This is a genomic window from Nitrincola alkalilacustris, assembly GCF_008973755.1.
Classification (GTDB): domain Bacteria; phylum Pseudomonadota; class Gammaproteobacteria; order Pseudomonadales; family Balneatricaceae; genus Nitrincola; species Nitrincola alkalilacustris.
Map to the genome: position 1 here is coordinate 172,924 of NZ_WBOM01000002.1, position 12,695 is coordinate 185,618.

Sequence of the window (12,695 nt, forward strand, 5' to 3'; positions counted from 1 at the left end):
CTGCTCACTGAGTCGGATCAGATTTTTTCAGCTCGGTCAGTGCCCATTCGATATGCTCTCTGACCAGAGGTGATGCGCTGGCCAGTCTCTGCTGCAGTGCCTGTCTGACCTGCTCGCCACCGCGACTGTTGCCGAGCGCCACGGCGATATTGCGCTGCCAGCCTTCATGGCCTGTTCTGCGGATGGCTGACCCCTCGGTGCGTTGCAGAAAGGTGCTCTCATCCCAGTTGAAAAGGCTCAGGAGATCCGCCTGATCAAGGTGGTGTCTGGGCTTGAAATCATCCTCAGGGCTGCGTTTGGCGAAACGGTTCCACGGGCAGACCATCTGGCAATCATCGCAGCCGAAGATACGGTTGCCCATCAGAGGGCGCAGCTCAACGGGTATGCTGCCCTTGAGCTCAATGGTCAGGTATGAGATGCAGCGGCTGGCATCCAGTACATAAGGTGCCGGGAAGGCCTGAGTCGGGCAGATATCCATGCAGGCGGTGCAGCGTCCGCAATGGCTGCTTTGTTCCGGGGGGTCTACAGGCAAGGGCAGGTTGATGAACAGCTCACCCAGAAAGAACCAGGAACCGGCATGACGGTTCAGCAACAGGGTATGTTTGCCGATCCAGCCAAGGCCGGCATTGCGAGCGAGAGACCTTTCCAGTACCGGTGCGCTGTCGACAAAGGGGCGAAAGCTGGTTTCGGCAGGCGAGTGCTCACTGATCCAGCGACCCAGTGCTTGCAGCCTTTTTCGCATCAGTTTGTGATAATCACGACCCAAAGTGTAGCGTGCTATGTATGCCTTGTCCGGCTGCTGCAGGATTTTCAGTGTCTCGACTTCGGGGGGCAGGTAGTCCATGCGTACGCTGATGATCCGCTGGGTGCCGGGAACCAGCAGTGTCGGGTCGAGGCGCATGTCCGTGTTGCGATCAAGATAGTCCATCTCGCCATGCATCCCCTGTTCCAGCCAGGACTCAAGGCCTGCCAGCTCCTCCGACAGGTCGGTGTGAGTGATCGCACACTGCTGAAAACCCAGTTCTGTCGCCTTGGCTTTGATCTGTTCGGCCAGTGTGTCGAGTTCATTCCGGGTCGGGTGCGTCATATATCGGCGTGTTCTATTATACTATCAGGATAATTAAGGAGTTAGGGCTGATCATGGTTCAGAATAGAAGCAGCTTGCCTGCCACATTATACACGGCTGAGCAGTGTCGTGCGCTTGATCGTGTAGCCATCGAGCGCTTTTCCATTCCTGGTTTCAGATTGATGCAGCGTGCCGGTCATGCCGTTTTTGCCGAAATGTTGCAGCGCTGGCCGGGGTGTCGATCTGTAACTGTCCTGTGCGGTGCAGGTAATAATGGCGGCGATGGGTTGATTGTGGCCGGTCTGGCGCATCAGCAGGGGTTGAAGGTGCAAGTGTTGACGCTCAGTGCCGAGCCCTATCCTGAACAGTTGCAGGGTGAAGCGAGTCAGGCCTGGCAGTGGGCTGAGGCTGTCGGTGTGGTGACTCGCCCCTGGCGCAGCGAAATTGAGCTTACCGGTGATATCATCATCGATGCCATGTTGGGCACAGGGCTGCAGGGTGAGGTGCGCGGTCCGGTACGTGAAGCGATCTCCAGGGTTAATCAGTGCAATCGTCCGGTCATAGCGGTCGATATTCCCTCAGGGCTATGCAGTGATTCGGGACGTGTGCTGGGGACGGCGATAAAAGCCAGTCTGACACTGACGTTTATCGGGCTGAAGCAGGGCCTGCTGACGCATCAGGGTGTGGACTATTGTGGCGAGTTGCTGTTTGACGGATTAATGGTGCCGGATGAACTTTATGAAGCGATTCCGGTCAGCGGTTTTCGTACCGATGCTGAAGATGTTGCTGAAATGCTGCCGCCACGTCAGCGTTCGGCACATAAGGGTCTATATGGTCATGTCATGGTGGTTGGTGGTGAATATGGCATGGGAGGTGCCGCGTTGATGGCGGCAGAAGCCGCTGCCCGCAGTGGCTCCGGTCTGACCTCTCTGGCAACACGACCCGAGCATATAGCGTCAGCGCTGGCACGCTCGCCAGAGTTGATGGTGCAAGGCGTCAGTTCGGGGCAGGATGTCCAACCCCTGCTGGAAAAGCCGGATGTGCTGGTTGTGGGGCCGGGGCTTGGGCAGGGTGCCTGGGCTGGGCAGATGATGCAGAAGGCGCTGGCAAGTAAAAAGGCTCTGGTGCTGGATGCAGATGCACTGCATTTCCTGCACAATAGCACGGTGATGGCAAGCGTACGCGATGCTTGGGTTCTGACACCTCATCCGGGTGAGGCGGCAAGACTGCTCGGCACTGATTCGCGCAGCGTGCAGGACGACCGGTTTGCAGCTGTCAGAGAGCTACAGGAACGCTACGGTGGCACGATTGTACTGAAAGGTGCGGGTACTCTGACCTTTGATGGTGATGTTATCCATCTGTGTAATGCCGGTAATCCGGGTATGGCCTGTGGTGGCATGGGAGATGTGCTGTCGGGAGTGATCGGGGCACTGCTGGCGCAGGGGTTGAAGCCGGTTGATGCTGCGCGCATCGGCGTGCATGCGCATGCGCTGGCCGCCGATCTCTGTGCGGCAGAATATGGCGAACGCGGACTTATGGCGACAGATCTGATTGCAATGATAAGAAGGGTATTGAATGGGAAAGTGTCATGAAGTCGGGTGAAGGCAAGCTGTTTTTGCAGGATGAGCAGGCAACCCTGGATTTTGGTGCTCTGCTGGCACAGGCCGCTTCTGCAGGAGCTGTGATCTACCTGCATGGTGATCTCGGGGCAGGTAAAACCACGCTTGCTCGAGGTGTTCTGCGTGCGCTGGGGCACTCAGGCACAGTCAAAAGCCCGACCTATACCCTGGTTGAGCCCTATGAATTACCGAATGGCTCAGTGTATCATTTTGATCTTTACCGGCTGAATGATGCAGAAGAACTGGAATTTCTCGGCATAAGAGATTATTTTGATGGAAAAAGTCTGTGTCTGGTTGAGTGGCCTGAACGTGGTGAAGGACTTTTACCGGATGCTGATATGGATATAACCTTGAGTGAGAAGGGAAGCGGACGAGAAATATGCTGGGCTGCCAGTACTCAAGTCGGTCATCAACTGGCCGAAAAGCTGGATAATCAGTCATCAGCAAGTGAGTGAGCCTGAACAGAAAATGCCGAAGCTGAGCCTGAAATACTGGATACTGACATTACTTGCCCTGTTTGCGAGCAATCTGGTATTGGCGTCCACTGATGTACAGACAGTTCGTGCCTGGCTGGCGCCTGATAATACACGTCTGGTATTTGATCTCTCGGGCCCTGTGAAGCATCGCCTGTTTACACTGAGTGATCCCGATCGCATCGTCATAGATATTGAAAATGCCACCTTCCGGGCTTCGCTGGATAATCTGGGGCTGGAGAAAAGCCCTGTTCAGAATATTCGATACAGCCAGAACAACGGCGCTGTGCGAGTCGTGCTTGATCTCAAGGAGTCTGTGCGGCCCAAGAGTTTTGATCTGAAACCGAATGACCAGTATGGCCACAGGCTGGTGGTGGATCTTGAGCCGCGTCAGGTGGCCGAGGTGCCGAGTCGGGTGGTGACGCCCAATCTTGCTCCCAATCAGGTAAGGGATATCGTTATTGCGATAGATCCCGGACATGGTGGAGAGGATCCGGGGGCTATCGGACCGCGTGGGCTGCGAGAAAAGGATGTGGTGCTGGCAATTGGGCGTGAGTTGAAGCGACTGATAGATGCTGAGCCAGGCTACCGTGCAGTCATGATTCGTGATGGTGACTATTATGTCAGTCTACGTGACAGAACTGCCCTGGCACGCAGATCCAATGCCGATCTTTTCGTCTCTGTTCATGCGGATGGCTGGCACAGTCCATCTGCACGAGGGGCTTCTGTCTGGGTGCTATCAGAAAGAGGTGCCAGCAGCGAGATGGGGCGCTGGTTGGCCAGTCGTGAAAACAGCGCTGACCTGATCGGTGGTGTCGGGAGTGTCAGTCTTGAGGATAAGGATGATGTGCTGGCCAGTGTGTTGCTGGATATGTCCATGACTGCCAGTCGCACTGACAGTCGCCAGGTGGCGTCACAGATTCACGGCAACATCAGCCAGTTCGCCAGGATGCATAAAAAAGAGGTTGAGATGGCGGGTTTTGCAGTTTTACGCTCGCCGGATATACCTTCAATACTGGTTGAAACCGGCTTTATCACTAATCCGCAGGAAGCTGATCTGCTTAAAACTCCAGCCTATCAGGCGCGCATGGCTCAGGCGATTTTTTCCGGAATCACCGCCCACTTCTGGCAGAAACCGCCCGACAGGACCTGGATCGCCCAGCGCAAGTATGAAGGTGGGTCTCAGGGTGGGCCGAGCAGAACCTACCGTGTTTCACGAGGCGATACACTGTCTTTGATTGCTGCCCAGAACGGCGTCAGCCTCAGTGCGCTGCGTGAAGCGAATCAGATCTCTGGCGACCGTATCAGGGTGGGCCAGGTGTTGCGAATACCGGCGAGTTGATGTCGGCAACTGGAAATACCCGCGTTATGTCAAAAATCCAACTACTGTCGCCGCAGCTCGCCAACCAGATAGCGGCTGGTGAGGTTGTCGAACGTCCGGCGTCGGTGGTCAAGGAGTTGATGGAAAACAGTCTGGATGCCGGCGCTACCCGTATAGATCTGGATGTGGAGCAGGGTGGGATAAAACTCTTGCGGCTGCGTGATGATGGTCAGGGTATTGCGCGCGAGGATCTTGAGCTCTCTCTGAGTCGTCATGCTACCTCGAAGATTCAGGCGCTTGAGGATCTTGAGGCTGTTGCAAGCCTTGGCTTCAGAGGGGAAGCTCTGGCCAGTATCAGCTCCGTTTCCCGCCTCAAGCTTGTGTCACGTACGGCAGAACAGGACTCAGCTTGGGAGGTGCGTGCTGAAGGGCGGGATATGGCCACGGTTGTGACGCCTGCGCCGCATGGGCAGGGCACGACGGTCGAGGTGAGGGATCTTTTTTTCAATACTCCTGCCAGGCGCAAGTTTCTGCGTACCGAAAAAACCGAATATCGACATCTTGAGGAGGTGGTCAGACGTCTCGCCCTGAGCCGATTTGATGTCGGCTTTCAACTGGCGCACAATGGTAAGGCGATCTATCAGATGCGCCCAGCCAATAGTGAATTGGAGCGTGAAAGGCGACTATCCCTGCTGCTGGGTTCCAGCTTTATCGAGCATGCGCTGGTACTGGATATGCAGGCGGAAGCCTCAGGTCTGCGCCTGTTTGGTTGGGTGTCACAGCCGACACATTCACGCAGTCAACCGGATCAGCAATACTTCTTCGTTAATGGTCGCATCATCCGTGACAAGGTTGTCACTCATGCCGTGCGTCAGGCCTACCAGGATGTGCTCTATCAGGGGCGCCACCCTGCGTTTGTACTCTATCTGACCCTGGATCCGGCGCTGGTGGATGTCAACGTACATCCGACCAAGCATGAAGTGCGCTTTCGCGAAAGTCGTCTGGTTCATGATTTTATTTTCCGCTCACTGCATCGCGCCATAGCGGATATGCGCCCCGGTGACGATGCATCAGCTCAAGCCCCGCAGGGTACGAGTCAGGAGGAGGTTGTCGGTTTTCGACCAGGGGTCTCTCAGGATCACTATGAGCAGAGGCGAATGCCGCTGTATCAAAGTACCTATCAGAGCAACCATCATGGCCAGCAGGGCAGTGCACTGAGCTCAGCGGCTGTGCGGGATCAGATCAGCAGCTATGGTCGGCTCTATCCCGAGGCACCCCGTGGCGTGACCGCGCATATGGCAACCGGCGGGTCATCACAGATGGTTCCTGAAAAGGGCACTCATTCAACACCGCAGATGGCTGTGATGGGATCGGCTGATCCAGAGCGAGTGCCGCCGTTGGGTTTTGCCGTGGCGCAACTGCATGGCGTTTATATACTGGCGCAGAACGAGGCGGGTCTGGTGTTGGTTGACATGCATGCTGCACATGAGCGCATTGTCTATGAAAAGATGAAGATCTCCCTTGCTGAAGATCGCCTGCGTAGTCAGCCACTGCTGGTGCCGCTGAGTGTCTCAGTCAGTTCGCGTGAGGCGGATCTGGCAGAGCAACAGCCTGAGCTGTTCCATCGACTCGGCTTTGAGCTGCAACGCATGGGGGATGAAACCCTGGTGGTACGTCAGGTGCCGGTATTTCTGAGTAAGGCAGATGTCGCTCAGCTGATTCGTGATGTGCTGGCTGATATGATCGTGTTTGGCGAGAGTCGCAGGATAGAACAGCATATTGATGAGCTGTTGGGTACCATGGCGTGCCATGGCGCAGTGAGGGCCAATCGGCAACTGAGTCTTGCAGAGATGAACGGCTTGCTGCGGGATATGGAACAGACTGAACGCAGTGGGCAGTGCAATCATGGGCGTCCTACCTGGGTTCAGTTGGGCATGAATGAGCTGGACAAGCTCTTCATGCGGGGGCAGTAGAGCGAATGGTGCAGGATAAACGCCCGCCCGCCATTTTTCTGATGGGGCCGACAGCATCAGGGAAAACGGATCTGGCAATGCAGCTGCAGGACCGACTGCCGGTGGAGTTGATCAGTGTGGATTCAGCGATGATCTACCGTGGCATGGATATCGGAACCGCCAAGCCGGATGTTGAGACGCTGAAGCGCTATCCGCACCGTCTGATCGATATTCGAGATCCTGCTCAGGCCTATTCTGCGGCTGAGTTTCGAGCGGATGCACTCGCGGAAATGGCCGATATCACCGCAGCCGGCAGAATCCCTCTGCTGGTGGGTGGGACAATGATGTATTTCAATGCTCTGCAGCAGGGGCTGGCATCTCTGCCAGCGGCGGATGCGGAGTTGCGCCATAAATTGGAGCAGGAGGCTGAGCTGCTGGGCTGGCCGGCAATGCATGCTAAACTGGCGGAGGTGGATCCGGTCGCAGCCAGCCGCTTGAAGCCAAATGACTCCCAAAGGCTGCAGCGTGCCCTGGAGGTTTACCTCCTGACAGGCAAAACCTTGACCCGGCACTGGGAGGAACAGCAGCATCAGACGCTGCCTTATCGTATACTCTCCATGGCGCTGATGCCTGAAGACAGGGCCTGGTTGCATGAGCGGATCGAAAGGCGTTTCGATCAGATGCTGGCACAGGATTTTGAGTCTGAAGTTCGAACTTTATGGCAGCGTGGAGATCTTACAACACAGATGCCATCGGTACGCTGCGTCGGCTATCGACAGATGTGGGATTATCTTGAAGGAAGATCTGATTTCACTGCAATGCGGTATAAGGGTATAGTAGCAACCCGGCAACTGGCAAAACGTCAGATTACCTGGTTGCGTAGCTGGGAAAATGTACACAGGATTGAGTGTGGTAAAGACAATAAATTGTCTTATGCCTTGAACTTGATTCAAACAGTCGTTATATAGTTGAAGATTGGTGTGATCGAACACAAGCTCTCTCGTCATAGCCAATGGCTGATGCGTGCATTATTGATCAGCCAGCCAAACCCTAATATAACCAATAATGTAATATTTTTTTTACGGGAAGGAGTTTGCAATGTCAAAAGGGCAATCTTTACAAGACCCTTATCTTAACGTGCTGCGCAAGGAGCGTGTTCCGGTCTCTATTTTTCTGGTTAACGGCATCAAGCTGCAGGGGCAGATCGAATCATTTGATCAGTTTGTCATCCTGCTGAAAAACACCGTCAGTCAGATGGTTTACAAACATGCAATTTCAACGGTTGTTCCATCGCGCCCGGTCAAGTTACCGCAAGCTGATGAAAAGCCCGAAGAGTGAGTCGCTAATTGTTCTTTGAACGTCCCGAATCAGGAGAGCGTGCGATCCTGGTTCATATAGATATGGCATCAGAAGCCGAAAGCGAAAATCCGAGAGAGCTTGAAGAGCTGGCTCTTTCCGCAGGTGCAGATCCTGTCGTGTTCCTGAAAGGGACGCGCGCGGACCCTAGTGCCAAATTTTTTCTTGGTAAAGGCAAGGTGGAGGAGCTGTCGGAGCTGGTTCGACTGCATGAAGCCGAGCTGGTGATCTTTAACCATGCCCTCAGGCCAGCTCAGGAACGCAACCTCGAGCGTGAAATCCAGTGCCGTGTACTGGATAGAACCGGTTTGATCCTGGACATATTTGCTCAGCGTGCCAGAACGCATGAAGGTAAGCTTCAGGTCGAGTTGGCTCAGCTTGAGCATATGTCGACTCGTCTGGTGCGAGGCTGGACTCACCTTGAGCGCCAGAAGGGGGGTATCGGTCTGCGTGGGCCAGGTGAAACTCAGCTGGAAACAGACCGTCGGTTACTGCGTGGCCGTATCAAAGCTATTCAGAAGCGCCTTGAAAAAGTGCGCAAACAACGTGATCAGGGGAGACGAGCCAGGCAGCGTGCTGAAGTGCCGACCATTTCACTGGTAGGCTATACCAACGCCGGTAAATCCACGTTGTTCAATAATCTGACCTCATCAGATGTCTATGCAGCGGACAAGTTGTTTGCGACACTGGACCCGACATTACGTAAACTGGAACTGGATGATGTCGGTCCGGCCATCTTTGCTGATACAGTTGGTTTTATCCGCCATCTGCCGCATAAGCTGGTTGAAGCTTTCAGAGCAACGCTGCAGGAAACCTCCGACGCATCTCTGCTGCTGCATGTGATCGACTCCTTTGATGAGGAGCGGCAGGGGCATATTGAGCAGGTTAATCATGTGCTGGCGGAGATAGGTGCTGATGAGGTGCCCGCCTTGCTGGTGTATAACAAGATTGATCTGCTGCCCGATATCGAGCCCAGAATTGATCGTGACGAAGATGGTGTGCCCGTCAGAGTCTGGGTGTCGGCTGTTACTGGTGCTGGTACGGATCTGCTGTTGCAGGCGGTCAGTGAACGTCTCAGCACTGAGCTGTTTCAGGGTGAGTTGACGCTGTCACCTGCAGAGGGTCAATTCCGCTCTCAGCTTTATACGCGTGGGGCGGTGGTGAGCGAAAGGATTGAAGAGGATGGGCAGATCAGGCTGGATGTCAGAATGCAGCGTAAGGATCTGATGCAGATAATGAGTCGGTTGCAGCTGCAGGCTGAACATTATCTGCCACATGTTGTCGACCTTTAATCAGCTGTTGAAAGCAACATGCAGTAAAAGTTTTATAATTTCAATCAAAGTAGTGTGAATACGGAGAGAACTATGGCCTGGAACGAGCCTGGTGGAAATGGCAAGAACCATGACCCCTGGAGTGGTGGCGACAATGGCCGCGGCGGCAAAAAAAATGGAGGAGGCGGTGGCCCGGAGCAGGGACCGCCGGATCTGGATGAGGCGCTGCAGAAGGTTCAGGAGCGTCTGAGCGGTCTGTTCGGTGGTAGTGGCAATAAGGGTGGCAGCTCTGGCGGTGGCTCTGGTGGCAGCCATATGGGCAGTTTCACTCTGGTCGGTATCGCAGCAGTGCTGGCATTGCTGGTATGGGGGGCCATGGGCTTCTATACCGTCGATCAGCAGGAGCGTGGTGTTGTACTCAGGTTGGGTAAATTCCATACCATCGTATCGCCTGGTCTGCAGTGGAATCCACCGTTGATTGACCATGTGACCAAGGTCAATATCACACGAGTTCGTATCCATGATCATCGCGCCCTGATGCTGACGGAAGATGAGAATATCGTCGAAGTTGATATCAGCGTTCAGTACGTGGCTGAAGACCCAGAAAAATTCAGGCTCCGTGTCCGTAACCCTGAAGAGAGTCTTGCGCACGCCTCCGAGTCAGCACTGCGTCAGGTGGTGGGTGCATCCGAGATGAACTCCATTCTGACCGAAGGGCGTGAAATTCTTGCGGTGGCGGTTCTTGCACGATTGCAAAGCTATATGGATGCCTATAACACGGGTATTCGTATTTCCAACGTCAACGTCAGAAATGCGCAGGCACCGTCTCAGGTGCAGGATGCCTTCGATGACGTGATCAAGGCGCGTGAGGATGAGCAGCGAGTGAAGAACGAAGCTGAGGCCTATGCTAACGGTATCGTTCCTGAAGCGCGTGGTTTTGCGCAGCGTGTACTGGAAGAGGCTAATGCGTATCGTGAGCAGGTTGTGGCCAGTGCGACGGGTGAAACCAGTCGATTCCTGGCACTGATGAACGAATATCAGCGGGCGCCAGATGTAACCCGTGAGCGTCTGTATCTGGACACCATGGAACGTATCCTGGCAACCAATCCCAAGGTGCTGATCGATGTTGAGGGTGGCAATAACATGATGTATCTGCCGCTGGATAAGCTGATGGAGGGTCGTGGACAGTACCGCGACAGTTCTGGTCGGCCGGCACGCATGGATGACCAGAGTGTCAGACAGATTTCTGATCAGGTGCTTGAGCAGCTGCGTCAGCGTCAGTCAACAACTGGTGGCCTGAGGGAGGGGCGCTCATGAAAACCAATTCTGTAATCGTTCTTGTTGGTGCACTGATCCTCGTATGGCTTGCATCTGAGACACTCTATATCGTGGATGAAACGGAACGTGGTATCAAACTGCGCTTCGGTGAGGTGGTTCAGCCGGATATTCCGCCTGGGTTGCATTTCAAGATTCCGTTTGTGAACACTGTGAAAAAATTTGATGCGCGTGTCATGACCATGGATTCCAGGCCTCAGGCATTCCTGACCTTGGAAGCCAAACGTCTGATAGTGGATTCTTTCGTGAAATGGCGGATCAAGGATGTGGGCCGTTACTATGAGGCTACCTCTGGTGAAGAGATTCGTGCATCAAACCTGCTGGCCAGTCGTATTGAAACCAGTCTGCGTAACCAGTTCGGTGAGCGTACACTGAACCAGGTGGTGTCTGGCGAGCGAGAAGAGGTGATGATGCAGGTTAACCGAGCCCTGAGTTCGGTCGCTGAGCGTGAGCTGGGTATCGAGATCCTCGATGTTCGTATCAAGCGAATCGATCTGCCATCCGAGGTGTCGGCATCTGTTTATGATCGTATGCGCTCCGAGCGTCTGCGTCTGGCACGTGAGTTGCGTGCCCGTGGTAACGAGTTGGCAGAAGGTATTCGTGCAGATGCTGACAGGCAGACCACGGTTATCCGGGCCAACGCTTATCGTGAGTCAGAGATCATGCGAGGTGAAGGTGATGCTCAGGCGGCTGCCATCTACGCCAATGCCTATACCCAGGATCCGGAGTTCTACTCCTTCCACCGTAGTCTCCAGGCATATCGTGAGTCCTTCTCAGGTAACGGTGATGTCATGCTGCTCGAACCGAACAGCGACTTCTTCCGCTACCTGCGTGACTCATCCGGCGCGAATGGTTCGCAAAATGGTGGCGTTTCCGGCGCTACCAGCCTGCTGCCAACAAGGTAATGGTAAGACGAAAGCAGGTGCCAAAAGCACCTGTTTTCGTGGTATGATCAGCTAACCGGGTCGTTACCCGGTTTTTTTGTGACTTTTTATGTAGCTTTTCTGTAACTTTCAATGTGCTTTTTAAGTGCTTTTTATGTGAGAACAAGCGCCGTGATGCAGCTGTTTCGGGCTGTGTACGGTTCAGTTGATAGGGGAGTCAGGAATGGCATTGACTGACAGGTGGTTACTGCCTGAAGGTATCAAAGAGCTGTTGCCGCCACAGGCGCGTCAGGTCGATCTGCTGCGTCGTAAACTACTGGATCTGTATCACAGCTGGGGCTATGACCTGGTGATGCCACCTCTGGTGGAACATCTTGAGTCATTGTTGACGGGTACCGGACATGATCTGGACCTGAATACCTTCAAGCTCACTGATCAGGTCAGTGGTCATACCCTGGGTGTACGCGCAGATATCACGCCACAGGTGGCGCGTATCGATGCTCACCGCATGCGTACCAAAGGACCCAGTCGCTTGTGTTACTGTGGTACTGTTTTGCATACTCATCCGGCCAATATGCTGGCCAGCCGCAATCCGCTTCAGGCGGGTGCTGAGCTCTATGGGCACTCGGGTGTGGAAAGTGATGTCGAGGTGATATCACTGATGCTTGAAACATTGAGTACGCTGGGTATTCAGGATGAAATCACCCTGGATCTTGGTCATGTCGGTGTTTTCACTGCACTGGTAAAAGCGGCAGGTCTCAATGAGGATCAGAAGCAGGATTTTATCGATATTCTGCAGCGTAAGGCTCTGCCCGAGCTGGAGCAGTATCTGGATGCGCTGGATCTCCCGGCAGGCCTGAAGCAGAAATTGTCAGCACTGCCGCGCCTCAATGGCACGGTCGCTGCACTACAGCGCGCCCGTGAGCTGTTCGCAGGCTCGGATCAGGAGCTGGAGGCGATCGATTATCTTCAGGCGCTGGCTGAGGAACTTGGCAAGCGCTATCCTGAGGTGAAACTGTACTTTGATCTGGGAGAGCTGCGCGGTTATCACTATCATACAGGTGTGGTATTCGCAGCATATACACCCTCTTTCGGACAGGCGCTGGCCAAGGGTGGGCGCTATGATGAGATAGGGCAGGATTTTGGCCGGGCACGGCCAGCAACCGGATTCAGTACTGATCTGAATACTCTGGTGAATATCACCGGCTTGAGTCCGGAGCCGGAAAAGGCAATATTTGCACCCTATGGTCGCGATGATGCGCTGCATCAGGCGATCGCCAGTCTGCGTGCTCAGGGTAAGCGTGTCGTTCAGGCACTGAATGCCGATGAGGTGGCAGGTGTTGGCGAGAAACAACTCGTACTGCGTGATGATGCATGGGCTGTAGAGTCCCTTTGAGCAGACTTTGATTAACATTAAC

General features: G+C 54.4%; 11 protein-coding genes. 10 read left to right on the forward strand and 1 reads right to left on the reverse strand.

Annotated elements, in window-relative coordinates:
• Positions 1-4 precede the first annotated feature (4 nt).
• Positions 5-1,087: a tRNA epoxyqueuosine(34) reductase QueG gene (queG, locus tag F7R27_RS03655; protein WP_151702867.1), complete on the reverse strand. Its 1,083-nt coding sequence runs from the start codon at positions 1,085-1,087 to the stop codon at positions 5-7.
• A 53-nt stretch (positions 1,088-1,140) separates the two neighbouring features.
• Between queG and F7R27_RS03660 the strand changes: the two genes are divergently transcribed.
• From F7R27_RS03660 to F7R27_RS03705, 10 genes are all read left to right on the forward strand, one after another.
• Positions 1,141-2,658, forward strand: a complete 1,518-nt coding sequence (locus F7R27_RS03660) for an NAD(P)H-hydrate dehydratase (RefSeq protein WP_151702868.1) — start codon at positions 1,141-1,143, stop codon at positions 2,656-2,658.
• A complete protein-coding gene (gene tsaE / locus F7R27_RS03665) occupies positions 2,655-3,140 on the forward strand; it encodes a tRNA (adenosine(37)-N6)-threonylcarbamoyltransferase complex ATPase subunit type 1 TsaE (RefSeq protein ID WP_151702869.1) in 486 nt (161 codons plus the stop codon). Before F7R27_RS03660 ends, tsaE begins: the two co-directional genes overlap by 4 nt.
• 13 nt (positions 3,141-3,153) lie before the next feature.
• On the forward strand, positions 3,154-4,500 hold the full coding sequence (locus F7R27_RS03670; protein WP_151702870.1) for an N-acetylmuramoyl-L-alanine amidase: 1,347 nt from the start codon (positions 3,154-3,156) through the stop codon (positions 4,498-4,500).
• Between the two features lie 26 nt (positions 4,501-4,526).
• The gene (gene mutL / locus F7R27_RS03675; RefSeq protein ID WP_151702871.1) at positions 4,527-6,452 is read left to right on the forward strand and encodes a DNA mismatch repair endonuclease MutL; all 1,926 of its coding nucleotides are present in this window, start codon (positions 4,527-4,529) and stop codon (positions 6,450-6,452) included.
• Positions 6,453-6,457: 5 nt separating this feature from the next.
• Positions 6,458-7,399, forward strand: coding sequence for a tRNA (adenosine(37)-N6)-dimethylallyltransferase MiaA (gene miaA, locus F7R27_RS03680; protein ID WP_151702872.1), 942 nt, complete (start codon positions 6,458-6,460; stop codon positions 7,397-7,399).
• A 130-nt stretch (positions 7,400-7,529) separates the two neighbouring features.
• Positions 7,530-7,769 (forward strand): RNA chaperone Hfq, encoded by a 240-nt coding sequence (hfq, locus tag F7R27_RS03685; RefSeq protein WP_151702873.1) that lies wholly within the window; start codon positions 7,530-7,532, stop codon positions 7,767-7,769.
• Between the two features lie 8 nt (positions 7,770-7,777).
• Positions 7,778-9,079, forward strand: coding sequence for a ribosome rescue GTPase HflX (hflX, locus tag F7R27_RS03690; RefSeq protein WP_151702874.1), 1,302 nt, complete (start codon positions 7,778-7,780; stop codon positions 9,077-9,079).
• Positions 9,080-9,151: 72 nt separating this feature from the next.
• A complete protein-coding gene (gene hflK / locus F7R27_RS03695) occupies positions 9,152-10,375 on the forward strand; it encodes an FtsH protease activity modulator HflK (RefSeq protein WP_151702875.1) in 1,224 nt (407 codons plus the stop codon).
• A complete protein-coding gene (gene hflC, locus F7R27_RS03700; protein WP_151702876.1) occupies positions 10,372-11,298 on the forward strand; it encodes a protease modulator HflC in 927 nt (308 codons plus the stop codon). The genes hflK and hflC overlap by 4 nt, the downstream gene beginning before the upstream one ends.
• Positions 11,299-11,500: 202 nt before the next feature.
• The gene (locus tag F7R27_RS03705; protein WP_151702877.1) at positions 11,501-12,673 is read left to right on the forward strand and encodes an ATP phosphoribosyltransferase regulatory subunit; all 1,173 of its coding nucleotides are present in this window, start codon (positions 11,501-11,503) and stop codon (positions 12,671-12,673) included.
• The last annotated feature ends 22 nt before the right edge of the window (positions 12,674-12,695 follow it).